At 36.1% G+C, this 26,614-nt stretch carries 30 protein-coding genes; 7 read left to right on the top strand and 23 right to left on the bottom strand.

All coding sequences use genetic code 11. The annotated features are described in order from the left end of the window. Window positions 1–7 precede the first annotated feature (7 nt). The 19 genes from rpsH to rpsL all read right to left on the bottom strand — a co-directional run bounded on the left by rpsH (window position 8) and on the right by rpsL (window position 10,200). Window positions 8–406 carry a 30S ribosomal protein S8 gene (gene rpsH, locus YQ22_RS11840; RefSeq protein WP_058103820.1) on the bottom strand — a complete coding sequence of 133 codons (399 nt, stop codon included), beginning with the start codon at window positions 404–406 and terminating at the stop codon, window positions 8–10. Window positions 407–471: 65 nt separating this feature from the next. Further along, the gene (gene rpsN, locus YQ22_RS11835) at window positions 472–741 is read right to left on the bottom strand and encodes a 30S ribosomal protein S14 (RefSeq protein ID WP_058103821.1); all 270 of its coding nucleotides are present in this window, start codon (window positions 739–741) and stop codon (window positions 472–474) included. Between the two features lies 1 nt (window position 742). Beyond that, window positions 743–1,294: a 50S ribosomal protein L5 gene (gene rplE / locus YQ22_RS11830; RefSeq protein WP_058103822.1), complete on the bottom strand. Its 552-nt coding sequence runs from the start codon at window positions 1,292–1,294 to the stop codon at window positions 743–745. Window positions 1,295–1,296: 2 nt separating this feature from the next. Further along, window positions 1,297–1,611, bottom strand: a complete 315-nt coding sequence (gene rplX / locus YQ22_RS11825) for a 50S ribosomal protein L24 (protein ID WP_058103823.1) — start codon at window positions 1,609–1,611, stop codon at window positions 1,297–1,299. 13 nt (window positions 1,612–1,624) lie between these two features. Further along, window positions 1,625–1,993: a 50S ribosomal protein L14 gene (gene rplN / locus YQ22_RS11820; protein ID WP_027064819.1), complete on the bottom strand. Its 369-nt coding sequence runs from the start codon at window positions 1,991–1,993 to the stop codon at window positions 1,625–1,627. 3 nt (window positions 1,994–1,996) lie between these two features. Further along, complete coding sequence (rpsQ, locus tag YQ22_RS11815; RefSeq protein ID WP_058104316.1) at window positions 1,997–2,254, bottom strand: 30S ribosomal protein S17; 258 nt, start codon at window positions 2,252–2,254, stop codon at window positions 1,997–1,999. A 12-nt stretch (window positions 2,255–2,266) separates the two neighbouring features. Then, the gene (gene rpmC, locus YQ22_RS11810; protein WP_058103824.1) at window positions 2,267–2,458 is read right to left on the bottom strand and encodes a 50S ribosomal protein L29; all 192 of its coding nucleotides are present in this window, start codon (window positions 2,456–2,458) and stop codon (window positions 2,267–2,269) included. 12 nt (window positions 2,459–2,470) lie between these two features. Continuing rightward, window positions 2,471–2,899, bottom strand: a complete 429-nt coding sequence (gene rplP / locus YQ22_RS11805) for a 50S ribosomal protein L16 (RefSeq protein WP_058103825.1) — start codon at window positions 2,897–2,899, stop codon at window positions 2,471–2,473. Between the two features lie 20 nt (window positions 2,900–2,919). After that, window positions 2,920–3,636 (bottom strand): 30S ribosomal protein S3, encoded by a 717-nt coding sequence (gene rpsC / locus YQ22_RS11800; RefSeq protein ID WP_058103826.1) that lies wholly within the window; start codon window positions 3,634–3,636, stop codon window positions 2,920–2,922. Between the two features lies 1 nt (window position 3,637). Beyond that, the gene (rplV, locus tag YQ22_RS11795; protein ID WP_058103827.1) at window positions 3,638–4,045 is read right to left on the bottom strand and encodes a 50S ribosomal protein L22; all 408 of its coding nucleotides are present in this window, start codon (window positions 4,043–4,045) and stop codon (window positions 3,638–3,640) included. 3 nt (window positions 4,046–4,048) lie between these two features. Then, window positions 4,049–4,327, bottom strand: a complete 279-nt coding sequence (gene rpsS / locus YQ22_RS11790; RefSeq protein WP_036152139.1) for a 30S ribosomal protein S19 — start codon at window positions 4,325–4,327, stop codon at window positions 4,049–4,051. A gap of 14 nt (window positions 4,328–4,341) precedes the next feature. Then, window positions 4,342–5,166 carry a 50S ribosomal protein L2 gene (gene rplB / locus YQ22_RS11785; protein WP_071341362.1) on the bottom strand — a complete coding sequence of 275 codons (825 nt, stop codon included), beginning with the start codon at window positions 5,164–5,166 and terminating at the stop codon, window positions 4,342–4,344. A 9-nt stretch (window positions 5,167–5,175) separates the two neighbouring features. After that, complete coding sequence (gene rplW, locus YQ22_RS11780) at window positions 5,176–5,466, bottom strand: 50S ribosomal protein L23 (RefSeq protein WP_036152136.1); 291 nt, start codon at window positions 5,464–5,466, stop codon at window positions 5,176–5,178. 4 nt (window positions 5,467–5,470) lie between these two features. Then, on the bottom strand, window positions 5,471–6,103 hold the full coding sequence (gene rplD / locus YQ22_RS11775; RefSeq protein WP_071341361.1) for a 50S ribosomal protein L4: 633 nt from the start codon (window positions 6,101–6,103) through the stop codon (window positions 5,471–5,473). Between the two features lie 5 nt (window positions 6,104–6,108). After that, window positions 6,109–6,726, bottom strand: coding sequence for a 50S ribosomal protein L3 (gene rplC, locus YQ22_RS11770; protein WP_058103830.1), 618 nt, complete (start codon window positions 6,724–6,726; stop codon window positions 6,109–6,111). A gap of 145 nt (window positions 6,727–6,871) precedes the next feature. Beyond that, window positions 6,872–7,177 (bottom strand): 30S ribosomal protein S10, encoded by a 306-nt coding sequence (gene rpsJ / locus YQ22_RS11765; RefSeq protein ID WP_007094989.1) that lies wholly within the window; start codon window positions 7,175–7,177, stop codon window positions 6,872–6,874. 9 nt (window positions 7,178–7,186) lie between these two features. Continuing rightward, on the bottom strand, window positions 7,187–9,319 hold the full coding sequence (fusA, locus tag YQ22_RS11760; protein WP_058103831.1) for an elongation factor G: 2,133 nt from the start codon (window positions 9,317–9,319) through the stop codon (window positions 7,187–7,189). 6 nt (window positions 9,320–9,325) lie between these two features. Further along, window positions 9,326–9,802, bottom strand: coding sequence for a 30S ribosomal protein S7 (gene rpsG / locus YQ22_RS11755; RefSeq protein ID WP_027064831.1), 477 nt, complete (start codon window positions 9,800–9,802; stop codon window positions 9,326–9,328). Window positions 9,803–9,825: 23 nt separating this feature from the next. Further along, entirely contained in the window at window positions 9,826–10,200 is a 375-nt protein-coding gene (rpsL, locus tag YQ22_RS11750) for a 30S ribosomal protein S12 (protein ID WP_036152127.1), read from the bottom strand. Between the two features lie 400 nt (window positions 10,201–10,600). Between rpsL and YQ22_RS11745 the strand changes: the two genes are divergently transcribed. The 6 genes from YQ22_RS11745 (at window position 10,601) to rlmB (ending at window position 21,489) form a co-directional block, all read left to right on the top strand. Then, window positions 10,601–13,834, top strand: coding sequence for a SusC/RagA family TonB-linked outer membrane protein (locus tag YQ22_RS11745; protein ID WP_071341360.1), 3,234 nt, complete (start codon window positions 10,601–10,603; stop codon window positions 13,832–13,834). Window positions 13,835–13,864: 30 nt separating this feature from the next. Next, on the top strand, window positions 13,865–15,541 hold the full coding sequence (locus tag YQ22_RS11740; RefSeq protein ID WP_071341359.1) for a SusD/RagB family nutrient-binding outer membrane lipoprotein: 1,677 nt from the start codon (window positions 13,865–13,867) through the stop codon (window positions 15,539–15,541). 11 nt (window positions 15,542–15,552) lie between these two features. Next, window positions 15,553–16,419 (top strand): hypothetical protein, encoded by an 867-nt coding sequence (locus tag YQ22_RS11735; protein ID WP_071341358.1) that lies wholly within the window; start codon window positions 15,553–15,555, stop codon window positions 16,417–16,419. An 89-nt stretch (window positions 16,420–16,508) separates the two neighbouring features. After that, window positions 16,509–19,880, top strand: a complete 3,372-nt coding sequence (locus YQ22_RS11730) for a VCBS repeat-containing protein (RefSeq protein ID WP_083414247.1) — start codon at window positions 16,509–16,511, stop codon at window positions 19,878–19,880. A gap of 62 nt (window positions 19,881–19,942) precedes the next feature. After that, entirely contained in the window at window positions 19,943–20,689 is a 747-nt protein-coding gene (locus YQ22_RS11725) for a hypothetical protein (protein ID WP_071341356.1), read from the top strand. 65 nt (window positions 20,690–20,754) lie between these two features. Beyond that, window positions 20,755–21,489: a 23S rRNA (guanosine(2251)-2'-O)-methyltransferase RlmB gene (gene rlmB / locus YQ22_RS11720; protein ID WP_071341355.1), complete on the top strand. Its 735-nt coding sequence runs from the start codon at window positions 20,755–20,757 to the stop codon at window positions 21,487–21,489. Between the two features lie 3 nt (window positions 21,490–21,492). Here rlmB and YQ22_RS11715 read toward each other — a convergent pair whose 3' ends face one another. Beyond that, the gene (locus YQ22_RS11715; protein ID WP_071341354.1) at window positions 21,493–22,242 is read right to left on the bottom strand and encodes a rhomboid family intramembrane serine protease; all 750 of its coding nucleotides are present in this window, start codon (window positions 22,240–22,242) and stop codon (window positions 21,493–21,495) included. Window positions 22,243–22,380: 138 nt separating this feature from the next. Between YQ22_RS11715 and YQ22_RS11710 the strand changes: the two genes are divergently transcribed. After that, the gene (locus tag YQ22_RS11710) at window positions 22,381–23,658 is read left to right on the top strand and encodes a replication-associated recombination protein A (RefSeq protein ID WP_071341353.1); all 1,278 of its coding nucleotides are present in this window, start codon (window positions 22,381–22,383) and stop codon (window positions 23,656–23,658) included. Here the strand turns inward: YQ22_RS11710 and YQ22_RS11705 are convergent. From YQ22_RS11705 to YQ22_RS11695, 3 genes are all read right to left on the bottom strand, one after another. Further along, window positions 23,655–24,557, bottom strand: a complete 903-nt coding sequence (locus YQ22_RS11705) for a hypothetical protein (RefSeq protein WP_071341352.1) — start codon at window positions 24,555–24,557, stop codon at window positions 23,655–23,657. The genes YQ22_RS11710 and YQ22_RS11705 overlap by 4 nt on opposite strands. A 77-nt stretch (window positions 24,558–24,634) precedes the next feature. Further along, the gene (locus YQ22_RS11700; protein WP_071341351.1) at window positions 24,635–26,077 is read right to left on the bottom strand and encodes a DUF5723 family protein; all 1,443 of its coding nucleotides are present in this window, start codon (window positions 26,075–26,077) and stop codon (window positions 24,635–24,637) included. Continuing rightward, complete coding sequence (locus YQ22_RS11695; protein WP_232231174.1) at window positions 26,074–26,595, bottom strand: hypothetical protein; 522 nt, start codon at window positions 26,593–26,595, stop codon at window positions 26,074–26,076. The genes YQ22_RS11700 and YQ22_RS11695 overlap by 4 nt, the downstream gene beginning before the upstream one ends. Window positions 26,596–26,614 lie beyond the last annotated feature (19 nt).

Genomic DNA, 26,614 nt, shown 5'->3' with positions numbered 1-26,614 from the left:
TAATCAATTAATAAACGTAGCACAAAACTTCACCACCAACTTTCTCTGCCTTGGCCTGCTTGCTAGTCATTACACCATGAGATGTAGAAACAATTGCAATACCTAAACCATTCAATACACGTGGCAATTCTTCACTGCCGGCATATTTTCTAAGACCAGGCTTACTTATACGCTGTATTTTCTTGATAACAGGCTCTTTTGTAAGCTTATCGTATTTCAAAGCTATTTTAATAGAACCTTGAACCTTGTCTTCTTCAAACTTATAACTTAAAATATATCCTTGATCGAACAATATTTTAGTTATCTCTTTCTTTAGATTTGACGCAGGGATTTCAACAACCCTATGTCCCGCTCTACTAGCGTTTCTAACTCTCGTTAGGTAATCTGCAATAGTATCTGTTACCATGTATATATAATTCGGGAACGGTTTTCAGCAATAGGCTAAACCTGAACCCATTAATAATCTTTTATTTACCAGCTAGCTTTCTTAACCCCTGGAATTAATCCAGCGTTAGCCATCTCCCTGAACATTACCCTTGAAATACCAAAAGTTCTCATGTAACCTTTTGGTCTACCAGTTAATTTACATCTGTTATGCAAACGTACCGGAGATGCATTTTTAGGTAATCTCTGCAACGCTTCATAATCACCAGCTTCTTTCAAAGCTTTGCGCTTTTCAGCATAATTTGCTACAGTTCTTTCCCTTTTTCTCTCACGGGCTTTCATTGATTCCTTAGCCATACTAATTCTTTTTAAAAGGTAATCCTAATTCTGTTAATAATGATTTTGCTTCCTTATCCGTATTGGCAGAAGTTACAAATGTAATATCCATACCGTTAATTCTATTGATTTTATCAATATTAACTTCAGGAAATATAATTTGTTCCGTAATACCTAAGTTGTAATTTCCACGACCATCAAAACCTGTTGCTTTGATACCTTGAAAATCTCTAACACGTGGTAAAGCAGAAGTAACCAAACGATCCAAAAATTCGTACATACGCTCACCTCTTAAGGTAACTTTTGCACCTATCGGCATACCTTTTCTTAATTTAAAGGCAGCAACATCCTTTTTAGACATTGTAGCAACAGCTTTCTGACCAGTAATCATAGTCATTTCATCTATTGCATGGTCTATAAGCTTCTTGTCAGCAACGGCAGCACCTACACCTCTACTCATTACTATCTTTTCTAACTTAGGAACCTGCATTACATTACTGTAACCAAACTCTTCGGTAAGGGCAGCTATAATTCGCTCCTTATACTCTTTCTTTAATCTTGCAACGTATGCCATAACTAAATTACTTCATTGGATTTTTTGGAAACCCTAACTTTTTTACCATCCCTTACTTCGTAACCTACTCTAGTTACATCTCCAGTTTTACTGTCGATTAAACCTAAGTTAGAAATATGGATTAAAGCTTCTTTTTTTACAATACCACCTTGAGGATTCTTAGCACTAGGCTTCTCATGCTTAGATACCATATTGGCACCTTCAACGATGGCTTTATTTTTCTCAAGATCAACACGCATAACTTTACCTTCGGTACCTTTATGGTCTCCAGCAATGATTCTTACCGTGTCTCCTGTTTTGATTTTTAACTTTTTCATCTTGTCCGTTATATTATAATACCTCTGGGGCCAATGATACAATCTTCATGAACTGCTTATCCCTAAGCTCTCTTGCAACAGGTCCGAAAACACGTGTTCCTCTCATTTCTCCGGCAGGATTCAATAACACACAAGCGTTATCATCAAATCTGATATAAGACCCATCAGGCCTTCTAACCTCTTTCTTTGTACGAACTACAACAGCTGTTGACACCGCACCTTTCTTGATACCTCCATTTGGAGTTGCCTCTTTAACAGTAACAACAATTTTGTCACCTATAGAAGCATATCTTCTTTTGGTACCACCAAGAACACGAATAGTTAAAACTTCCTTTGCTCCGGTGTTATCCGCTACTTTTAGTCTAGATTCTTGCTGTAACATAACTTATTTAGCTCTTTCTAAGATTTCTACTAATCTCCAACATTTGGTTTTACTCATAGGACGAGTTTCCATAATCTTTACAGTATCACCAATGTTACAATCGTTCTTTTCGTCATGCGCAACATACTTCTTTGTCTTCAAAACGAATTTACCGTACATAGGATGTTTTACTCTTTTCACCTCAGAAATAACTATGGACTTCTCCATCTTATTACTAGTGACAACTCCTACTCTCTCTTTTCTTAAGTTTCTTTTTTCCATAAAGCCCACCAATTATTGGTTTTCCCTATTAGTTAATTCAGTTGCTATTCTTGCCACCGTTCTCCTTACTTTTCTAATCTGAAGTGGATTTTCTAACGGAGTTACAAAATGCGCAATTTTCAAATCTGAATGTTGCTTCTTGTACTCGGCCAGTTTCTCCGTAAGTCCTTCCACAGACATTTCTTTAATCTCTTGTTTTTTCATTATTCCTTACGTTTAATTTCCAGCCTCGTAATCACGAGCTACAATAAATTTAGTTTTAACAGGAAGTTTTTGAGCCGCCAATCTTAAAGCTTCTTTTGCTACTTCCATAGGAACTCCGGCCACTTCGAACATAATTCTACCTGGTTTTACCACGGCTACGAAATATTCTGGAGCACCTTTACCTTTACCCATACGTACTTCTAATGGTTTTTTGGTAATCGGCTTATCCGGAAATATTTTAATCCACAATTGCCCTTCCCTTTTCATATATCTAGTAGCAGCAATACGTGCAGCTTCTATTTGACGTGAAGTTAAAAATGCAGCATCATCAACATTCTTTATACCGAACATACCATTTGAAAGTTGGTGTCCTCTTCCAGCAAGACCTTTCATACGGCCTTTCTGCATCTTACGGAACTTTGTTCTTTTCGGTTGTAACATTACTTTAGTTCTTTAAAAAATTACTTTCTACGACGTTGTTTTCTTCCACCTTCTTGTTTACCACCTTTAGAAGAATCCTTTTGCATTCCAACTAACGGAGATAATTCTCTTTTACCGTAAACCTCACCCTTCATAATCCAAACTTTAATACCAAGTTTACCATATGTTGTTTGAGCTTCCTGTAAAGCATAATCAATATCAGCTCTAAAGGTCGATAATGGAATTCTACCATCTTTATATGATTCAGAACGTGCCATTTCAGCACCGTTTAATCTACCTGAGATCTGAATCTTAATACCTTCGGCATTCATACGCATTGCTGCAGCGATTGCCATCTTTATCGCTCTTCTAAAAGAAATTCTACTTTCTATTTGACGAGCTACACTTGCTGCAACTAAATTAGCATCAAGTTCTGGTCTTTTTATTTCAAAAATGTTGATTTGAACCTCCTTATTGGTGATTTTTTTCAACTCTTCTTTTAACTTATCAACTTCTTGACCACCTTTACCAATAATGATACCAGGTCTTGCAGTTGTTACTGTTACAGTTATAAGTTTTAAGGTACGTTCAATTATAACTCTTGAAACACTAGCTTTAGAAAGTCTCGCATGAATATACTTACGTATTTTATCATCCTCAGCCAATTTATCTCCGTAATCGTTTCCACCGTACCAGTTAGACTCCCAACCTCTGATGATTCCTAGACGATTTCCTATTGGATTTGTTTTCTGTCCCATTCTAGTTTTCTGTTATATTTTTTGACCCCAAAACCAATGTAACATGGTTTGAACGTTTTCTAATTCTATGCGCTCTACCCTGTGGAGCAGGACGCAATCTTTTAAGCATAGCACCGCTATCAACTCTAATCTCAGCAACTACCAAATCAGCATCCTCTAAATTTGCATCTTCGTTTTTTGCCTGCCAATTAGCCAAAGCAGAAAGTAATAATTTCTCTAACTTTCTTGAAGCTTCTTTTGGATTGAATCTTAATATAGCTAATGCCTGCTCTACCTTTACACCACGAATTAAATCAGCAACTAAGCGCATTTTTCTAGGTGAAGTAGGACAATTGTTCAACTTAGCGAAAGCTACTTTTTTCTTCTCGGCCTTAATTCTTTCGGCCATCTGTTTTTTACGAACTCCCATAGCTTACTTTTTTCCTTTGTTTTTTGCACCAGCGTGACCTCTAAAAGATCTAGTTGGCGAAAATTCCCCAAGTTTATGTCCTACCATGTTTTCTGTTACAAATACAGGTACAAATTGTTTTCCATTATGAACCGCTATAGTCATCCCAACAAAATCAGGAGTAATCATAGAAGCTCTTGACCAAGTTTTAATTACCGATTTCTTACCGGATGATACACTTTGCTGGATTTTCTTCTCCAAGCTATAGTGTACGTATGGTCCTTTTTTTAGTGAACGTGCCATTTCTTTCTACTTTTTTATTTCTTTCTACGTTCTATTATATACTTATTGGTGCTCTTGGTCTTCGTACGAGTTCTGAAACCTTTAGCAGGTATTCCGTTTCTCGATCTTGGATGACCACCTGAAGCTCTACCTTCACCACCACCCATTGGGTGATCGACAGGGTTCATAGCTACTGGTCTTGTTCTTGGCCTTCTACCCAACCATCTACTTCTACCTGCTTTACCAGATACCAATAATTGATGATCAGAGTTTGAAATAGCCCCAATGGTCGCAACACAACCAGAAAGAATTAATCTTGTTTCACCAGATGGCATTTTTACAGTAACAAACTTACCATCCTTTGCCATTAATTGAGCAAATGTACCAGCACTACGCGCCATAACAGCACCTTGACCAGGTCTTAACTCAATACATGAAATTATAGTTCCCAAAGGAATCTCGCTTAATGGAAGAGCATTTCCGATCTCAGGAGCTACAGTAGCACCCGCAGAAACCTGCTGACCTACTTGTAAACCATTTTGAGCGATTACATAACGCTTTTCTCCATCTACATATTCCAAAAGAGCAATAAATGCAGTTCTGTTTGGATCGTACTCAATAGTTTTAACAGTAGCAGTAACATCTTGCTTATCTCTCTTAAAATCTATTACACGATACCTTCTTTTATGACCACCACCTTTTTGGCGCATGGTCATTTTTCCTTGACTGTTTCTACCTCCGGACTTTTTTAACGGAGCAAGCAAGCTTTTTTCCGGCTTATCAGCAGTAATGGCGTCAAATCCGTTTACTACTCTAAAACGCTGCCCTGGAGTGATTGGTTTTAATTTTCTAACTGACATTTCTTGTCTTTATAGATTACTGTAAAAATCGATAATATCACCTTCTACAACATCAACGATCGCTTTTTTAATTGCATTCGTCTTACCATGTTGCACACCAGTTTTTGTATATCTGGATTTTCTTGAAGGACCGTAATTCATAGTACGAACCTTCTTCACAGAAACACCATAAGTAGCTTCAACCGCATCTTTAATCTGCAATTTGTTAGCCTTAGGGTCAACTACGAATCCATAACGGTTGTTCAACTCGCTATCAGCAGTCATTTTTTCCGTTATAATTGGTTTTATCAACACACTCATGATATTATTGTTTATTTAAATTCGATTCAATTCCCTCTAAAGAGCTCTCTAACAATACCACACTATTAGCGTGAAGAATTTTGTAAGTACTTAATTCTGAGTTAGTTACAACTTCTGACCCTTTAAAATTACGCGAAGACAAATATACACCTTTATTTGAATCACCCAACACTATTAAAGACTTTTTATTCTCAAGACCTAAGGTCTTTAAAACACCAACAAAATCTTTAGTTTTTGGAGTATCAAAATCGAAGTCTTCGACTACTAAAATTGCATTTTCTTTAGACTTTAAAGTCAATGCAGATTTTCTTGCCAAACGCTTTAAGTTTTTATTCAACTTTTGGCTATAATCCTTAGGTCTAGGACCAAATATTCTACCACCACCTCTAAATACCGGCGATTTAATACTACCTGCTCTTGCAGTACCTGTACCTTTTTGTTTTTTAATCTTTCTTGTACTACCAGCTATCTCTGCCCTTTCCTTAGCTTTATGCGTACCTTGTCTTTGATGTGCCAAATACTGCTTAACATCAAGGTAAACTGCATGCTCGTTAGGCTCTATAGCGAAAACATCATCAGAAAGGTTTGCCTTTCTACCTGTGTCTTTTCCTTTAATATCTAAAACTGCTACTTTCATTACATCTACCTTTGTATGGTTACATAAGCATTCTTATGGCCCGGAACACAACCTTTAACTACTAAAAGATTTTTTTCTGGAACTACTTTTAAAACTCTAAGGTTTTGAACCGTAACACGATCCGTACCCATTCTACCGGCCATTTTCATACCCTTGAATACTCTTGCAGGATATGATGCAGCACCAATAGAACCTGGAGCTCTAAGTCTGTTATGCTGACCGTGCGTTGCTTGACCAACACCACCAAAACCGTGACGTTTTACAACACCCTGAAAACCTTTACCTTTAGATGTACCTATTACATCTACAAACTGTCCTTCAGCAAAAACATCAACACCAACGGTGTCACCTAATTTAAAATCACCTTCAAAATCTTGAAACTCAACGACTTTTTTCTTAGGAGAAGCACCTGCTTTTTTAAAATGGCCTAATTCAGCCTTATTAGCACGATTTTCTGCCTTGTCATCGAAACCAAGTTGAAGGGCACTATACCCGTCTACCTCTTCGGTTCTGACTTGGGTAACTACACATGGTCCAGCCTCAATAACGGTACAAGGAATGTTCTTTCCGTTCTCGTCAAAAATACTAGTCATGCCTACTTTCTTTCCTATTAACCCAGACATACTTATTTATATTAATTATTACTTATTAAATTCTTATCAAAAAAATAGGGTCAAAATAATTTAACCCTAAATTATTTTTATCCGTTTTTCCCTCGCACGCAGCTTAGGACATGTAGCCCAACTCTATAAAAAAGATGGACGATGATTATACCTTAATCTCTACTTCAACACCACTTGGAAGCTCTAACTTCATAAGTGCATCAATAGTCTTAGATGAAGAGCTATAAATATCCAACAATCTCTTGTAAGAACTTAATTGGAATTGCTCTCTAGATTTTTTGTTCACGTGAGGTGAACGTAAAACCGTAAATATCTTTTTATGCGTTGGTAAAGGAATTGGTCCTGTTACAACAGCACCGGTAGTCTTTACCGTTTTTACAATCTTCTCAGCAGATTTATCCACTAAATTATGATCGTAAGATTTTAGTTTTATTCTAATTTTCTGACTCATGTCCTAAATTTATGCTGTTATACCTTTTGCTGCTTTAATAACTTCCTCCGAGATATTAGAAGGAGTTTCCGCATAATGTGAAAATTCCATTGTTGAAGTTGCACGACCTGAAGATAAAGTTCTCAATGAAGTAACATAACCGAACATTTCAGATAAAGGAACAGTACCTTTAACCACTTTTGCTCCAGCTCTATCACTCATATCGCCAATAGTACCTCTACGTCTATTTAAATCTCCAACGATATCACCCATATTTTCTTCAGGAGTAATAACTTCCAATTTCATTATAGGCTCCATAATTACAGCACCGGCAGCTTTACCCGCAGCTTTGTAACCCATTTTAGCAGCCAATTCAAACGAAAGTGCATCTGAATCCACAGGGTGGAAAGAACCATCCTTAAGTACAACTTTCATTGAATCCATTTCATATCCAGCTAAAGGACCATTTTGCATAGCAATCTGGAAACCTTTCTCTACAGATGGTATGAATTCTTTTGGAATACGACCACCTTTAATTTCATCAACAAACTGCAATCCATCACCTTCGAAATCATCATCAGCAGGTCCCATTTCAAATACAATGTCACCAAACTTACCACGACCACCAGATTGCTTTTTATAAGTTTCTCTATGAGCAGCAGTTTTTGTTAACGCTTCTTTATATTCAACTTGAGGCTCACCTTGACTAACCTCTACCTTAAACTCTCTTCTTAAACGGTCAACAATAATATCTAAGTGAAGCTCACCCATACCAGATATAATAGTTTGTCCTGAAGCTTCGTCCGTTTTAACCTGGAAAGTTGGATCCTCTTCAGCCAATTTAGCCAAAGCCATACCTAACTTATCAACATCCGCCTTTGTTTTAGGCTCAACAGCAATACCGATTACTGGCTCTGGAAAGTCCATACTCTCCAAAACAATAGGATGCTTCTCATCCGACATTGTATCACCGGTTTTAATATCCTTAAAACCAACAGCCGCACCAATATCTCCCGCTTCGATAAAATCGATAGCATTTTGTTTATTGGAATGCATCTGATAAATACGAGAGATACGCTCTTTCTTACCTGATCTATTATTCAATATATACGAACCAGCATCTAGACGACCTGAATATGTTCTAAAAAATGCCAATCTACCCACAAAAGGATCAGTAGCAATTTTAAATGCAAGTGCAGAAAAAGGCTCCTTTACACTTGGCTTACGCTTTTCAACAACGCCAGTATCAGGATTAGTACCAGCAATATCGTCCTTATCTACAGGAGAAGGCAAATATCTACATACCGCATCCAACAAAAACTGAACACCTTTATTCTTAAATGAAGAACCACAGATCATAGGTATAATTGCACGATCCATAACAGCCGCTCTTAAAGCAGCATGTACTTCTTCTTCAGTAATAGAGTCTTCATCCTCGAAGAATTTCTCCATTAACTCCTCATCATACTCAGCAACAGCTTCAATCAAGGCAGCTCTATACTCCTTAACCTCTGCTTTCATATCTTCAGGAATATCAATAACATCGAAAGTAGAACCAAAGTTGTCATCATGCCACACAATAGCCCTATTCTTTGCTAAATCTACAATTCCTTTAAAATCAGCCTCTTCTCCAATTGGCAAAACAATAGGAACTGCATTTGAACCCAACATTTCCTTAACTTGCTTACAAACCATAAGGAAGTTAGAACCCTGACGGTCCATTTTGTTTACAAATCCAATTCTTGGAACTTTGTAATTATCCGCCAATCTCCAGTTTGTCTCTGATTGAGGCTCAACACCATCAACAGCACTAAAAAGGAATACCAAACCATCCAATACACGCAAAGAACGATTTACCTCAACGGTAAAATCAACGTGTCCCGGAGTATCAATAATATTAAAGTGATAATCTTTAGTATCAGCTAATTCCTTAGCATTTTCCAATGGAAACTTCCATGTACAGGTTGTTGCAGCAGAAGTAATTGTAATACCTCTTTCTTGCTCCTGCTCCATCCAGTCCATAGTTGCAGCACCATCATGTACCTCACCTATTTTATGACTAACACCCGTATAAAAAAGAATACGTTCTGTAGTAGTAGTTTTTCCAGCATCAATATGAGCTGCAATACCAATATTTCTTGTAAATTTTAAATCTCTTGCCATGTCTATTTAGAATCTAAAGTGCGAAAATGCTTTGTTTGCCTCAGCCATCTTGTGCGTATCGACTCTTTTCTTAACAGCAGCACCTTCTTCTTTTGCCGCCGCTAAAATTTCTCCAGCTAGCTTTTGCGCCATACCTTTCTCATTACGCTTTCTTGCATAACTAATCAACCATTTCATAGCAGTTGATATCTTACGGTCCGGTCTAATCTGCATTGGAATTTGAAATGTTGCACCACCAACTCTTCTACTTCTCACCTCAACATGGGGCATAACATTACTTAATGCATCCTTCCAAAGCTCTAAAGCTGTTTTTTCTTCATCGGTCTTTTTAGCATCTACGATATCTATTGCATCGTAAAAAACACCAAAAGCAACTGATTTCTTACCATCCCACATCATCATATTGACGAAACGCGTCACCAACTGATCATTAAATCTTGGATCTGGTAAAAGTGGTCTTTTCTTTGCCTGTCTTTTTCTCATTACTTCGTTTTAAACAAGTTTAATTACTTCTTAGGGCGTTTTGCACCATATTTAGATCTACGTTGTGTTCTACCGGCCACACCTGCTGTGTCCAATGCACCACGTACAATATGATACCTAACTCCTGGTAAATCCTTAACTCTTCCGCCTCTTACTAATACTATCGAGTGCTCTTGCAAATTGTGACCCTCACCAGGTATGTAAGCATTTACTTCCTTACCATTGGTCAACCTAACCCTTGCTACTTTTCTCATAGCTGAATTTGGTTTCTTTGGCGTGGTAGTATAAACACGTGTACAAACACCTCTTCTCTGAGGACACGAATCCAAAGCAGCCGATTTACTCTTCTTAGTAATCGTCTCTCTTCCTATTCGTACTAATTGTGATATTGTTGGCATACTATAATAATATATAAAAATTACCCCTACTTTAAGGGTCGGCAAATGTAGTCATATTTCGGTAAAATTCAAATCATTATGAATTTATTTTTATTTTTTTTCAATTCAACAGAATTCAACACAAAATTCATTGGTTAAAACTGTCTTAATATTTTAAAAACTTCAAGTAAAAACCCATACAATTTTCACTTTAAATTAAATGCAGGTTTTTTAGACTTTTTCTGAAGAATTATGAATATGATAAAAAAAACCGTGTTGAATTATATAACTTTAAATATGGATCGTGTTTAATATGTAACTCCGAATTTTATAACAAGTTCTTAAAGTTTTATTAAAATTATCTTGCATTATTAACACATTATTGTGAAGTTTGTCGCTAGCTAATTCAAATAATTTAAAAATGAGAACAAAACTAAATGGATTGTTAACGCTACTATTGGCGTTAGTTGTGCATATTTCTTTTGCACAGCAAAAAACAGTATCCGGTACGGTTACTGATCAGGGAGGGCTTCCTTTGCCCGGGGTTAACATTGTAGTTGAAGGCACCACAACTGGTACTCAAACAGATTTCGATGGTAACTATTCCATTATGGCCTCACAAGGCGAAACATTATTATTTACTTACATTGGTCAAAAAGCCGTTAGAAAATCGGTTGGTGCTGGCAGTACAGTAAATGTGCAAATGGAAGAAGATGCACAAGCGCTGGAAGAAGTAGTTGTAACCGCTCAAGGTATTAAGCGTGAGAAGAAAGCTTTAGGTTTCGCAGTATCATCTGTAGACGAAGAAGATTTGGAATCACGTGCTGAAGGTGATGTTGCCCGTGTATTATCAGGTAAAGCATCTGGTGTACAGATTACTTCCGCAGGTGGTATGTCTGGTTCTGCAACGAATGTTGTTGTTAGGGGATTAAGTTCCTTTAGTGGTAGTAACCAGGCCCTTTTTGTTGTTGATGGTGTACCATTTAGTAGTGATACTAATGCACAAGACACAAATGGTGGTGGTTCTAACTTCTTAACCGGTAACACTGGTTCTTCAAGATTTTTAGATTTAGACCCAAACAACATTGCAAAAATTGAGGTATTAAAAGGTCTTGCGGCAGCAACACTTTATGGTTCACAAGGTAAAAATGGTGTTATTTTGATTACCACTAAGGCAGGTTCTTCTGTAGGTGGTAAAAAGAAAACTGAAATCACAGTAAACCAATCTTACTTTGTTAATGAGTTTGCTTCTTTACCTGACTATCAAGATGAATATGGTAATGGTTTTGATCAAGCATTTGGATGGTTCTTCAGTAACTGGGGACCAAGTTTTGAAGAAAGCGGCCTTTCAGGTTGGGGAAGACAATCTGCGATTGACGAAAATGGCACTTTAGAGCACCCATATAGTAGTACTGCAGTTGCTGCTACTCGTGAAGCTTTTCCTGAATTACAAGGAACAAGATATGACTGGAAACCTTACGATTCTGTAGAAGATTACTTCAAACCAGGTTCTGTAAGCTCTACTTCTGTTAACATTAACGGTGCATCAGAAGATGGAAATACGACCTTTAATGCGAACTTTGGTTACTTAGATGATGAATCTTTCGTACCTGGAAACGGTTTAACAAGAGCTAATGTTTCTTTAGGTGGTAGATCTAAATTATCGAATAAATTCACAGTTTCAGGAGCTATGAACTACTCGAGAACAGATTACAGTTCACCTCCAATTGCAGCGAGTGAAGGTAATGGTACTACAGGTCTTTCAATTTTTGGAAACATTTACTTCACACCTCGTAGTGTTGATTTATTAGGATTGCCTTACCAAAACCCAATTGATGGTTCTAGTGTATACTATAGAAATGGTAACGATATCATTAACCCACGTTGGACTGAAAATAACGTAAAATACTCTCAGTTAACAACACGTGTTTTCTGGAATGCTTCTGTACAATATGACATCAATGATAACCTAAACATGACCTATAGAGCAGGTTTAGATTATTATAACGAAAGAAATGAACAATACTCTAATAAGGGTGGTGTTGCATTTACAAGTGCAATATTTGGTTTCTTGAATACCTATGATAACAATAATACGATTTGGGACCACTATTTAGCCCTTAATGGTAATTATGATTTATCTGAAAAATTAGGTTTGTCATTCAACGCAGGTGCTACAACAAGATCTACAACTTTTGATCAGCAGGGTGTTGCTAGTACAGGTCAAATTGTATTTGACATACAGAGACATTTTAACTACTCTAACCAATCCCCTATTCAATATTCTGAAAAAAGAAATATTGCTGGTTTATTAGGACAGGTTACTTTGGACTACGACAACATGTTATTCCTTACAGCATCTACTAGAACTGACTGGGTTTCTAACTTAACTACAGAAAACAACAGTCAAACATATCCAAGTGCTAGTGCATCTTTCTTACCTACTGCTGCTTGGCCTGGTATTAAATCTGAAAAAGGTCTTAACTTCTTGAAATTAAGAGCTGGTTTAGGACAGTCTGCGACTTTCCCAACTGCTTATCCAACTGTTAGTGTTGTTGAGCAAAATACGCAAGTATATGGTGAAGGCGGTGAAGTTACAACCAACCAGGTTGCAGCTTTTAAAGCTAATCCTGACTTAAAACCTGAGCTATTATCCGAATTTGAAGTAGGATTTGAATCTAAATTCTTTAACAATAGAGTTTCTTTAGATTTCACATATTTTGACAGAACTACAAAAGACTTAATCGTAAGAGAACCTCTTTCTCCTTCAACCGGTTTTACTTTCACGCAAAGTAACGTAGGTAAAATAGAAGGTGATGGTATTGAAATAGATTTAGGTGTTGACTGGGTAAGAGGTGACAACTTCAACTGGAACACAAGAGCTAACTTCACTAAAAATAAATTTATAGTAACTGAGCAAGAGCAAGATATCATTATCTATGCTGGTAGTTCAACTTTATCAGTTGGTGGTAACGCCGCAATTAAAGGTGAGCAGTTAGGTGTTATTGTAGGTGATGCAATTGCAAGAGATGCAGATGGCAACTTCTTAATTGATGATGGTGGTGATTATGTAACTACAGAGGTAGATGCTAATGGTAATGTTCCAATTATTGGAAATCCTAACCCAGACTATATTATGAACATCATAAACTCTCTTTCTTACAAGAATTGGAATTTAGGTTTTCAATTTAGTCATACCAAAGGTGGTGACATAGTTTCTAACACTATTGGTACATTATTAGGTAGAGGTTTAATTACTGAAACTTTAGATAGAGAGAACACTTATATTTTACCTGGTGTATCTCAGAGCACTGGAGAAGTAAACAATAAGCAGATCAATAACTCTACTTACTACTTCAATAACATCTTATTCGGACCTACAGAATTAAAAGTATATGATGCTTCTGTAGTACGTTTACAAGAACTTTCTTTAGGATACACTTTCCCTGCAAAAGCATTAGAAAGAACTCCTTTCGGTTCATTGACGATCACTGCCCAAGGATTTAACCTTTGGTATGATGCTTACAACACACCAGATGGAGCTAACTTCGATCCAAACATTCAAGGTGCTGGTGTTGGTAACTCTCAAGGTTTTGACTTTATCAACGGTCCTAGTTCTAGAAGATATGGAGTTAGTATTAAAGCAACCTTTTAAAAATTGCTAATCTTAATTAATAGAAATATTATGAAAAAAATAATTAAATATATAACCGTTGTTTTTGCAGCTGGAGTGTTATTCAACTCTTGTGAAACAACAGATCTAGATCTTAGGACTAGCCCTAATGATCTTGCTGCTGATCAAGCAGATCCTAACCTATTATTGAATTCAATTCAATTAGCATATGTTGCTAACATGTATACAATAAATGATATTGGTTCTGAATTAACTAGAATTGATTACATGCTTGGTCGTAACTACTTTAACACATACCCTGGTGATACGTTTGATGACATCTGGGAACGTTTGTACAGTAGTACAGATGGAAATGGTGATGTTTTTAGCACTGCAGTTGACCTAGGTATTTTCCCTAATGTTGACAACTTGCAAACTATAGATGCTGAAAGTGATATTGATTACTCTTTCCATATTGCGGTAGGTCAAACGCTAAAAGCTCATATGCTTTTATTGTTAGTTGATTATCTTGGTAAAGCGACATTGAGTGAAGCAGGTAATCCAGTAGATTTCCCTGCTCCTATGTTAGATGATGGTCAAGATGTTTATACAGGAGCGTTAGCTCTTTTAAGCGAAGCAGAAGCATTATTTGCAGCTGACCCTTCTACCCAAGGTGGAGAAGATTTCTTTTATGGTGGTGATACTGAAAATTGGATTAAATTAATTAACACCATTAGATTAAAAGCTGCTGTTACTACCGGTGACACAAGTACATTTAATTCTATAATTGCTGGAGGTGAATATATTGCTGATTCTGCAGATGATTTTCAATGGCAATATGGAACTAGAGAATTACAACCAGATACACGTCACCCAGATTATCAAGATGATTACACCACTAGTGGTGCAAACATTTACCAAAATAATTGGTTAATGAACAACATGATGGTGAAAAACGATCCTAGAATCAGATATTATTTCTATCGTCAAGAAAGCGCTACTCCTGGTGCAGCGGGTGAACCAGCCAATGAAGAGCTATTAGCTTGTTCTTTAGCTACACCACCGGCACATTATGACGGTTTCATCTATTGTTCCGTACCTAACGGATACTGGGGTAGATCTCATGGTAACAATGAAGGTACTCCTCCAGATGGTTTCCAAAGAACGGCTGTAGGTGTTTACCCTGCAGGAGGTCGTTTTGACGATAGCAGCTTTGATGTTGTAGGTCTTGGCCTTGGTGGCGGAGGTGGCGGTATAGAGCCGATCATCTTAGCATCTTATGTTGATTTCTGGCAAGCTGAAATGGCTTCATCTGCAGCTGAAAAAGCAACTTTCTTAGAGTCTGCAATGACCAAGTCTATAGCTAAAGTTCAAAGTTTTGGATCATTGGATTCTGGTGCAGATTTATCTGTAGCCCCTTCTGATGATGAAGTAACTACTTACATCGAAGATACGGTTGCGGATTACCTAGCGGCAACAGGAGATGATCAAATGAATATTTTATCTGAACAATACTGGATAGCACTTTACGGTGGTGGTGTTGAAGCATATAACTATTATAGAAGAACTGGCTTCCCTACTACATTGGCTCCAAACTGGGAGTTAAATCCAGGTGCTTTCCCAAGATCATTTTTGTATCCTCAGACAGAGGTTATTACAAACTCAAATGTATCGCAGAAATCAGATTTATCAACTCAAGTATTTTGGGATACAAATCCAGCCGGACCAGCATTCCCATCTGCTAACTAAAAAATAAGAAAATGAAAATAAACAATAAAATATTAGGCGCTATTCTAGGTGTTTCTACGCTACTAATATCATCATGTGATGATGGTGACAAAGTTATTGACACTGTTTTTGACGAAACAACTAGAGGTGCAGTTCTTAGAACAATTGAAGCAGACGGTATTTTTGATCGTTTTGATACTTCAACTACCTATGGGTTTACATTTGAAGAGCAAGATTACGAAGATGGTGATCTTTTGGAGAAAGTAGATCTATATATTAGCTTTGAAGATAATACTGAAGCTAATGGTGATTCCACTGTAGACGAAATTCTAATTGAAACTTTCTTACCTGCAGATTTTACAGATGGTGAATTTGGTTTACCTAGAGCTAGTTATGAAACCACTTTAGCTAACGCACTTTCTCAACTAGGTTTAGTTGAAGGTGATTTTGACGGTGGAGACGCTATTCAATTCCGTTTAATTTTAACTTTAACTGACGGAAGAACCTTTACCAATGATGATAGTACAGGTACAATTACAGGTTCTTTCTTTAATGCACCTTATTTCTATGCTCCTATCATAAAATGTATCCCTCCAGCACCAGTTGCAGGTGAGTACACTATTGAAATGGAAGATAGTTATGGTGATGGATGGAACGGAGCTTCTATTGATGTTGTTATTGATGGTGTTGAAACATCTTACACTCTTGATAGTGGAGCTGCCGGTTCTCAAACATTTACAGTACCAGAGGGAACAGCTGAATTTACTTTAGCATTTTCTTCAGGTGACTGGGATGGTGAAATTACTTATGAAATTATTGCGCCAACTGGAGAATTAGCCCTTTCTGACGGCCCAACGCCAGCTGTAGGTGTTCAAACATTGAATATCTGTGGAGGGTAGTCTTAAATAATATTTCATTCATTAATATAGCTGCCTTATTTAAAAATTAAGGCAGCTATTTTGTTTACAACAACATATAACTTCCCCTTATGAAATTTGTATTAGAGTTCAATAGAATAAAAAAAATGACGAAAATTCTAATTTTGTCATTACTCCTAATAATGCACTCGTGCTCTGAACAAACAAATAGCAACTCAAATGAAATTGCTGTAAATAAAAAAGAAACAACAAAAATTTTTGAAAAAATCACCAGTGAACATAGTGCTATAGACTTTAGCAATAACTTAATTGAGAATGTTGAAACTTATGAAAACGTTTTTAATTTTGATTATTTCTACAATGGGGCTGGCGTAGGCGTGGAAGATATTAATAATGACGGTTTATTAGATATTTTCTTTTCCGGAAATCAGGTTGACAATAAATTATATCTAAATAAAGGGAATTTTAAGTTTGAAGACATCTCCTCTACCGCCGGTATCAACATTAATAAAAAATGGTGCAACGGTGTTACTTTCGTAGACATTAACAATGATGGGTGGCAAGATATATATGTATCACAGGGCGGTCCTAACAATAGAAGTAATAGAAACAACCTCTTATATATTAATAACCAAGACTTAACTTTTACGGAAAGTGCCACAGAGTATGGTTTAAACGATCCAGGAATTTCTACACAAACTGCATTTTTCGATTATGACAACGACGGTGACTTAGATTGCATAGTCATGAACGAAAACGAATTATATGGTTTAGACCCAATATCCCTATTAAAAACAGTAAATACCACCAAAGAATCTAAGTATTTCAATAGCAGCCATTTTTACAAAAATGTCAATGGCAAATATGTAGATGTCACAAAAGAAGTAGGACTAGAAAACCCGATATTCGGTCTAGGTCTTTGTGTATCCGATATAAATTCCGATGGTTATTTGGACATTTACCTTTCAAGTGATTACTACCTGCCCGATGCTATATACATCAATAATCAAAAAGGCAAATTCACAAACCAAGTCAATCAATTAACACAACAAATTTCATTTTACGGTATGGGCTTGGACATTGGCGATATCAACAATGACAACTTACAAGATATATTTGTATTAGATATGGCTTCGAACGACCATTTTAGGGCTAAAACCCTTATGGCATCTATGAGTACAGAGAGATTCGACTTCTTAACAAAAACAGCCGGATTTCAACATCAATACATGTTCAACTCCTTACAGCTTAATCAAGGTAAAAACCATTATTCCAACATCTCACAATTAACCGGTATGGCGAGCTCTGATTGGAGCTGGTCTGTTTTAATGTCGGACTATAATAACGATGGCACAAAAGATGTATTCATTACCAACGGTTACCGCAAGTATGCATTAGATAATGATTTTCAGAACAAAGTATATAACGCCAAAATAAAATATAGAGGAAACATACCCATTAATTTAAAGCAACAACTTTACAATGAAATGCCTTCTGAAAGTCTTAGCAATTTAATGTATCAAAATAACGGAAACTTAGAATTTCAAGAAGTAAGTACTGAGTGGGGATTAAATGAACTTACCTTTAGCAATGGTGCCGCACAAGCTGATTTTGACAACGACGGTGATTTAGACCTAGTGATCAACAATATTGACCAACTAGCGTTGGTATACAAAAATAACACGGTTGAAAACCAATTAGGCAATTTCTTGAAAGTTACCACTTCGGCTTCTACACCCGAATCTTTTGCCAAAGTAACCATTTCATATGCTGAAAAACAGCAATTTAATGAGATAAAAAGAGTTAGAGGGTACATGTCTTCACAAGAAAACGCTGCCCATTTTGGTATTGGTACAACAACCGTCATTGACACAGTTAAGGTAGAATGGCTTAGTGGAAAAATATCATACAAATACAATATAAAAGCCAACTCATTTATAACGTTCTCCGAAGATAAAGCAGTAGTACCAAACGTGAAATCTTCACTAGCGTTTAACTCATTTTTTTCTCAAAAAAACGCTACTGATTTTAACTTGAATTACAGTCACCAAGAAACAACATACGACGATTTTGAACAAGAAATTCTACTACCCTACAAACAGTCTAACACTGGTCCATTTATAGCTAAAGCGGATGTCAATGGTGATGGTAAAGAAGATATTTATGTTGGTGGAGGCTCTAGGCAAACAGGTACCTTATTTTTACAAACTGAAAATGGTTTTATCAAGAACCCACAGCAATCTTTTGAATTAGACAAGGAAAAGGAGGATGCCGAATCCGTATTTTTTGATTTTGATAATGATGACGATCTGGACCTATATGTAGTTAGTGGTGGTAACGAATATGGAGAAAGCTCCTCATATTATGCAGATAGACTATATATAAACGACGGAAAAGGAAATTTTGAAAAATGTGACACACCAATTTTACAATCTTTTCCAAAAAGTGGTAAATCTGTAACCATATTGGATTTTGATAAAGATGGCGATAACGATATTTTAGTAGGTAATAGAATCATACCACACAACTATCCAAAATTCAGTGCATCCATATTATATGAAAACGATAATGGTGTTTTAAAAAATGTGACAAATACCATTGCCCCGGAATTAGAGAATTTTGGACTGATCAATAGTATTATCACAACAGACTTCAACAATGACGGATGGCAGGATTTTATTGCCGTGGGGGAATGGACGCCAATTGGTATGTTTGAGAACAAAAATGGAAAATTTCAACGTCTATCATCAGAAAACTCAGTGCTAAAGACTAAAGGATGGTGGTTTAAAATAAAAGAAACCGATATTAACAATGACGGTAACAAAGATTATATAGTAGGTAATGTAGGTAGAAATATAAAGTTTACTGCCAGTGAAGAAAAACCATTTAAAATATTTGCAACTGATTTTGATAATAATGGAATAAACGACGTTGTGTTAAGTAAGAAATACCATGAAACTTATGTTCCTGTTAGAGGTAGAGAATGTTCATCTCAGCAAATGCCTTTTATCAAAGAAAAATTTTCAACCTATAATGATTTCGCACATGCAACTATGGAGGATATTTATGGAGAAAAACTTAAAGATGCGTACACAAGCGAAGCTACAGACTTTAACTCCATAATATTGGTGAACCAAGGAAATAATACTTTTGAAAAAGTTACCTTACCTAATGAATCTCAATTATTTCCCACTTTAGCAATTTTATTGTTTGACCTGAACAACGATGGTTTTGAAGATTGCGTACTATCTGGTAACATCTATGAAACAGAGGTTGAAACTCCAAGGCTTGATGCCATAACCGGTTTGGCATTAATTTCCAACGGAAAAGATGGATATACTACCACCTCCATAGGAAAAACAGGTATGTATCTTAGAGGAAATGTAAAAAGTATGGAATCATTAAAATTCAACGAAAAGACGATAGTTGTTGCAGGTTTAAACAACGATAAATTGAGAACTTTCGAATTAACAAAAAATTAAACATACTGACTATAAGATGTTTAAAAAAAATATCTAAATTAAACATCTTAAACAACCATACCATGAGAAAAATTTTAATGTTAGCTATTACAGCAATAGTTAGTACAACTTTACAAGCTCAATATTCTGGCCAAGTACCAACAAATATGGGAGGAGCTAGTCAAAATGCGGCCGCTGGTGCTGCTATAGCCAACTTCTTAGGGCCAGTTAATGAAGCCTACCAAAAAAGAAGAGAAATAGACTTGGATAAATTTCAAGGCTCACCCTACACATCCAATACGTTTGCCCCAACCATCTTAAAATATAATGACGAAGTTGTTGGTAATATTTATTACAGGTACAATGCTTTGAACGAAGAAATAGAAATTAAAAAAACCTCTTCTGAAGACGAACCGTACAAAGCCTTAGTTAAGGACAAGGAAGTTAGTTTACTTATCAATGCAAAATCTTTAAGTTTCAAAACTTTTGTTACTGAAAAAAATGAAACTATAAATGGCTATTTAACCTTGCTACAAAAAGGAAGTACTTACGATTTGTACCAAAGAACACTTGTTAAATTTACCGAAGGTCAACCTGCACAAAATTCATTTGTAGCAGCAGTTCCTAGTAGGTTTACTAAATTTACAGAATATTATTTTCAAAAAGATGGGGTAAATAGAATTGATCAGATACCTCAAAAAAATAAAAAGCTTTTAAAATTAATAGATGCCTCTAAAAGAGAAGATTTAAAAATCTTTTTAAAGGAGAACAATCTAAATATTAAGAACGAGCGAGATTTAGCAAAAGTTTTTGACTATTTAAACAGTTAAAATTTAAATCTTAAGATTAATGACCGCCCAACAATAGTTGGGCGGTTTTTATTTACCTTTGCTCCATGCAAAAAACCACTCAAATTTATGGCTTAAGAGCCATCATAGAAGCTGTTAACTCAAATGAGGAAATAGATAAGGTATTTCTACAAAAAGGTCTTAAGGGAGATCTTATGAAAGAATTGGAAGGTTTATTGCGACGTAATGAAATCAATATGGTATACGTACCTGTTGAAAAATTAAATAGACTTACCAAAAACAATCACCAAGGTGCCGTTGCCAATATCTCCCCTATTTCATTTCATACCCTTGAAGATTTAGTAGAAAAAGCAAGCGAAAAAGAGGGCCCTGCCCTATTTCTATTGTTAGACCAACTTTCTGATGTTCGCAATTTTGGTGCTATTATTAGAACAGCGGAATGTACCGGTGTTGATGGTATTATCGTTCAAAAGAAAGGTGCTGCTCCTGTTACGGCAGATACTATAAAGACCAGTGCCGGGGCTGCCTATAAAGTTCCCATTGCAAAGGTTGACCACTTAAAAGATGCTGTGTTTTATTTACAAGCATCGGGAATAAAAGTTGTATCGGCTACAGAAAAAACAGATGACTCCGTTTATGATGTACCCTTCAAAGATTCTGTTGCCATAGTAATGGGAGCGGAAGACCGTGGTATTACACCATCAATTTTAAAGGCTTCAGATTATAAGGCCAAACTTCCTTTATTAGGAGAAATTGGATCACTAAATGTGTCCGTGGCATGTGCAGTATTTTTATATGAAGCTGTTCGCCAACGTCTATAATTTTCATACTTCACTACTTTTATCATCAACGTTATCTTTATAGATGTAGTTGATTTTCAGTGTTTCTTCATTGACTTCAGCATCGTCTTTTGGCAACTCCCTAAAATTTCCATTTTCATCAAAATGTTGTAAAAAAAGGTCGTCATCTTCATTGTAATCATCTTTTTCCCAATCAAACTTAGTTGTTTTAGGAATATGTGCTTTAACTACTTTCGCTAAAAACAAACCGGTAATAAAACCGGCTAAATGCCCTTCCCATGACATACCTTCTTTAACCGGGAATAAATACCAAAGCATACTACCATAAATAAAGACTACAATTAAAGAAAGTGCTACAAGTCTAAAGTATGAGCTAAAAATTCCTTTAAAGAATATGAAACTGGCTAAAACATAAATAAGTCCGCTTGCACCAATATGATAAGATGTTCTACCTATGACCCAAGTCATAAAGCCAGATAAAAGAATGCCATAAAAAATGACTTTCCAAGCCACACTTCCATAAAAATACATTAGTGCCGAGAGCAATATTGCCAAGGGTATGGTATTGTTATACAAGTGTTCTAGAGACCCGTGAATGAACGGACTAAATACTATGCCACGTAAACCGGTTAATGTTCTTGGCATTACCCCAAGTTCATTAAAATTAACACCTAAGGAAAGTTCTACCCAGAATACCGCCCATATCATAATCATTGCCAAAAGTGGTACGGCAACAACATTATTGGAAAACTTAAAATGTGCCATTTCTGACATAGGCTACTTTTTATTATATAAATTACAATTATACTACCAATCTATACTAATTGGTCATATTGTCATTTCAATACTTACTTAACGATCAATTGGCTATTAACTTTATAATCTCTTTTAAGATTATCATATTTTTGTAATATGAACGAACCTTTAGCTGAACGTGTACGCCCTAAAACATTAGACGAATATATTAGTCAACACCATTTGGTGGGTGAGAAAGGCTCGCTTACGCATCAAATTAAAAAGGGTTTTATTCCCTCTTTAATTTTATGGGGACCTCCTGGCACAGGAAAAACAACTTTGGCCAATATCATAGCGGAAGAAAGCAAAAGACCTTTTTATGTTCTTAGTGCTATTAATAGCGGAGTTAAGGACATACGCGAAGTTATTGATAAAGCTAAACAAGCCGGTGGTCTATTCACTGCAAAAAATCCGATTTTGTTTATTGATGAGATACACCGTTTTAGTAAGTCTCAACAGGATTCACTTTTAGCGGCCGTAGAAAAAGGTTGGGTCACATTAATTGGTGCCACTACCGAAAATCCTAGTTTTGAAGTAATACCCGCTTTACTCTCTCGTTGCCAAGTATATATTTTAAATGCCTTTGGAAAAACCGACTTGGAAAACCTCATCAAAAGGGCAATGGAGAAGGATTCGATATTAAAGTCTAAAAAAATAGACCTTAAGGAAACCGAAGCTTTATTACGAATATCTGGAGGCGATGGCAGAAAACTATTAAATGTTTTTGAATTGGTAGTTAATTCTGAAGAAAGCGACACCGTTGTTATCACCGATGAATTGGTACTTTCCAAGGTTCAGAAAAACACCGTATTATACGATAAGACAGGAGAGCAGCATTATGATATTGTTTCTGCATTTATTAAATCTATACGCGGTAGTGACCCTAATGGAGCAGTATATTGGTTGGCTCGTTTGATAGAAGGTGGTGAAGATATTAAATTCATTGCGCGTAGAATGCTCATCTCTGCCTCTGAGGATATTGGTTTGGCAAACCCTACGGCTTTGGTCATGGCGAACACCACTTTTCAGGCGGTTACAACTATAGGTTATCCAGAAGCACGTATAATACTTAGCCAATGCGCTATCTATTTAGCAACGTCGGCAAAGAGTAATGCCAGTTATATGGCAATAGGCAAAGCACAACAGACAGTTAAGCAAACAGGTAACCTATCTGTTCCTCTACCTTTAAGAAATGCACCTACAAAGCTAATGAAAGATCTTGGTTATGGTCAAGAATATAAATATGCCCATGATTACCAGAACAATTTTGTGAATGCAGAATTTTTACCGGATGAAATTACCGGTACTACATTTTACAAACCTGGTAACAATGCGAGAGAAAAAAACCTTAGCGATTTTCTAAAGAACAGATGGAAAGACAAGTATGATTTTTAGAACTTAATATTCAGTTCTTCTTTAACCAAAGTATCGTTTTCATAATATTCAAAAACCCAAGTACCATCTTTTTGGTAAACCATACCATTCTTAGAATCGGTCTTTGCCATAAAAACATTTTCCGTAGAACTGTTCATTAAATTCATTCTCACTTTAGGCGAACTATCTACCAATTGATATCCGGTTTCAGTAGCTTGTGCATACCAAATATCTTTAATTGCAGACTTATTAACCTCTAAACTCTTAAGAGCCGGCTTATCCATTACCGCCTTTTTAATATTAGATGCTACGGGAGTACGATCTTTATAATACTGTGTTTTCTCAGTTTCTTCTGAAACAACGGTAGCTTCTTTTTTAACCGGCATATCTGCCATTTCTTTTTCTGCTTCTATTACCTTTTTGGCAGAAGATGGGTCCAACTTTTTAACATCATTTTTGTAACTAACAGTAATAGCCTCATTCTTTTCATTTTTACCACTGTATGAATAATTCATTCCATTAAATGAACGCATAGATTCCCTAACAGCTTCATTGTAGGCTACTTTATATTGCTTTTCTTTACTAATGCCCTGCATACTACTGTACACAATGTTGTCATTACAATCAATCAAATTGATGATCGTTTTGGTAGAAAACATAGTACTATCATCTTGCAGATCAGCAATTACACCTAAACATCTGTTGAATTTTAAATCTTCCGGTAATTGATCGTCATATACTGTGGTAAAACCTTTACCCGTAAAAAGGTATTTTATCAATGTACTTGTTTGATGCTCGTTCATGTTCTTGAAAGCATCAAACTTTTTTGGAACAATAATATACTTGTAATCGTCCAAGTTTGCTTGGGCAAAAGTTGCATACCCAATGAATGTAAGAAGAATTGTAATAACTGTTTTCAAAACGACATAAAATTTAAATTCAATGTAATATATGAAAAAAGCATGCCAAAAAAATAAAATAGAGGTAAGAAGATGAACTATTTTCCACTACCCCATGAAATGATATTTAAACCAAACTGAAAAGAGGCATAGTTACTATCGGCTATATTATTATAAGATAATAAGTTGTCTGCCATTATGTAAAAATTAACGGGTCCGGCCTGTAGATTCATCCCTAAGCCTAAATTAGTATAACTAAATTTATCTACAGTATAAGTACCCTTAAATGCCAAAATATTACCTATTCTACGTGTATAAAACCCAGTTAAAGCCATTTGTGGTCCCCTTGGCCTATTGATCATATAGAATTGTCCCCCAAAAGAATTTCTATACTTTGTTCTCAATTCTCCTCCACCAGAAGATCCCGCCGTACAATCACAATTCTGCAGTCCACTATTGCCAACAGGTTCTCCAAAATCATTTCTAATAGAGGCATATAGCTTTGTTGGTCTAAAAGTGATATAGTTTTTAGTATTTGTATCAAATGGCACAGCAGCTTCAACTTCATCTACCAAATCTTGCCAAAAATCCCTATCCAGACTGGCAAAATTTTCTAAAATATCTATCTCTATACCTTCAACAGTGGTATTTCCTTCTAAACTATAACTTTTAGGATCACTAGAATGGTATATAAAACCTAGATCTAACAAACTTCCTGTTACCGTAGTTCTTTCACTCAAATGGTAAGTAAACCCAACATCAATTCCTACACCTAAGTCTCCACCAAAAAGCGCCCTATTTATAATTTCATTGGTAAGTAAATCATCATCGCTTGCATTATCCAAATCTTGAAAACCAGAGGTCTGTAAAAGCAGATCGGCATTTAAGGTTGATGATATAATATTATTCTGACCTTCTATGTTTCTTAAGGACCCACTGTTACGCGTTGAACTGTAATCCACAATACCAGAATAAATTTTTCCCCTAGCACCTATGGTTAAATAACGGTCTACCTTTTTGTTTATCCCAAAATGTAAAACGTTTACCAAAGACCCACGGGTTTTTAGGTCTCCTAAATTATAACGTCTCCCTAGCTGCCCTGCATTGCCGTCAAAAACTAAAAAAGCGTAGTCTTGGGGCCAGTAAGTAATATTATCCATTTCCAAATACCCTCCAATAGAAAAGAAGTAATTAGGATTTCTACCTCTAAAACCGCCCGTAAGATATTCTAATTGAACTGTTGTGCTAAACTCATCTCTTGGACCAAGACTATTTAAGGCACGCTCCCTAAATTTTACATTAACGTCCAAACCATCATCTGCAAAGAGGTCATGAACAGAAATACCGTTAGACCCAAAATTACCGGAAATACCGGATAGCAAGGGTACACCTGCAAACCATTTAAAATCTGATTCAACACCAGGGTTTAAGGAAAGTGATTGAGGTATTTCGTTAAAATCATAGAGCAGTTGTTTATTTTGAGCTCTGACACCCACTACAAAACAAATAGCAACAACAAAAAGGCAATGGTTGAATCTCATTGCAGTTCTAATGTAAATTGTGCACTAGAACGAAGCTCTATTGCCGAGTCTGGAATATCGGATTCACTGCTATTATCCCCTAAATTAACAGCAGTCAATCTTATTTTAGATGTTGTTCTAATGATATCCAAACTTTTACCTGTTGGACCGTATGCCACATCTCTGCTTAAAACAGAAGTTGGTGCCGGATCCATACTAAACACTTCGGTATCTATAACCTTTTCATTTACATCTAAAAATTCAAGTCTTATTTCAATAGGTTTACTTGTTGTATTTTCCAGCTCATAGGTTAACACACCGGATTTTACCCTCTCAGTAAAAAAAGGTTCTTCAAACGCATCAAAATTAAAATCTTGGGTAAAAAAATTGAGTCCGGATACTCTATTGATCAAAGTCTCTTGAGCCTTTACGTAAAAAATACTAGCTTCATAACTAGGAACAATGGCCAGCTCATCTATTTGATCAAAGTCTTGATTTTCAGAACAAGAGGTTAATATTAGGAAACCTAATAATAGCATATATATAGTGCGTAACCCT

The sequence above is a fragment of the Maribacter sp. 1_2014MBL_MicDiv genome, from assembly GCF_001865655.1.
Lineage (GTDB): Bacteria > Bacteroidota > Bacteroidia > Flavobacteriales > Flavobacteriaceae > Maribacter > Maribacter dokdonensis.
This window is presented reverse-complemented; position numbering and strand designations above follow the sequence as displayed.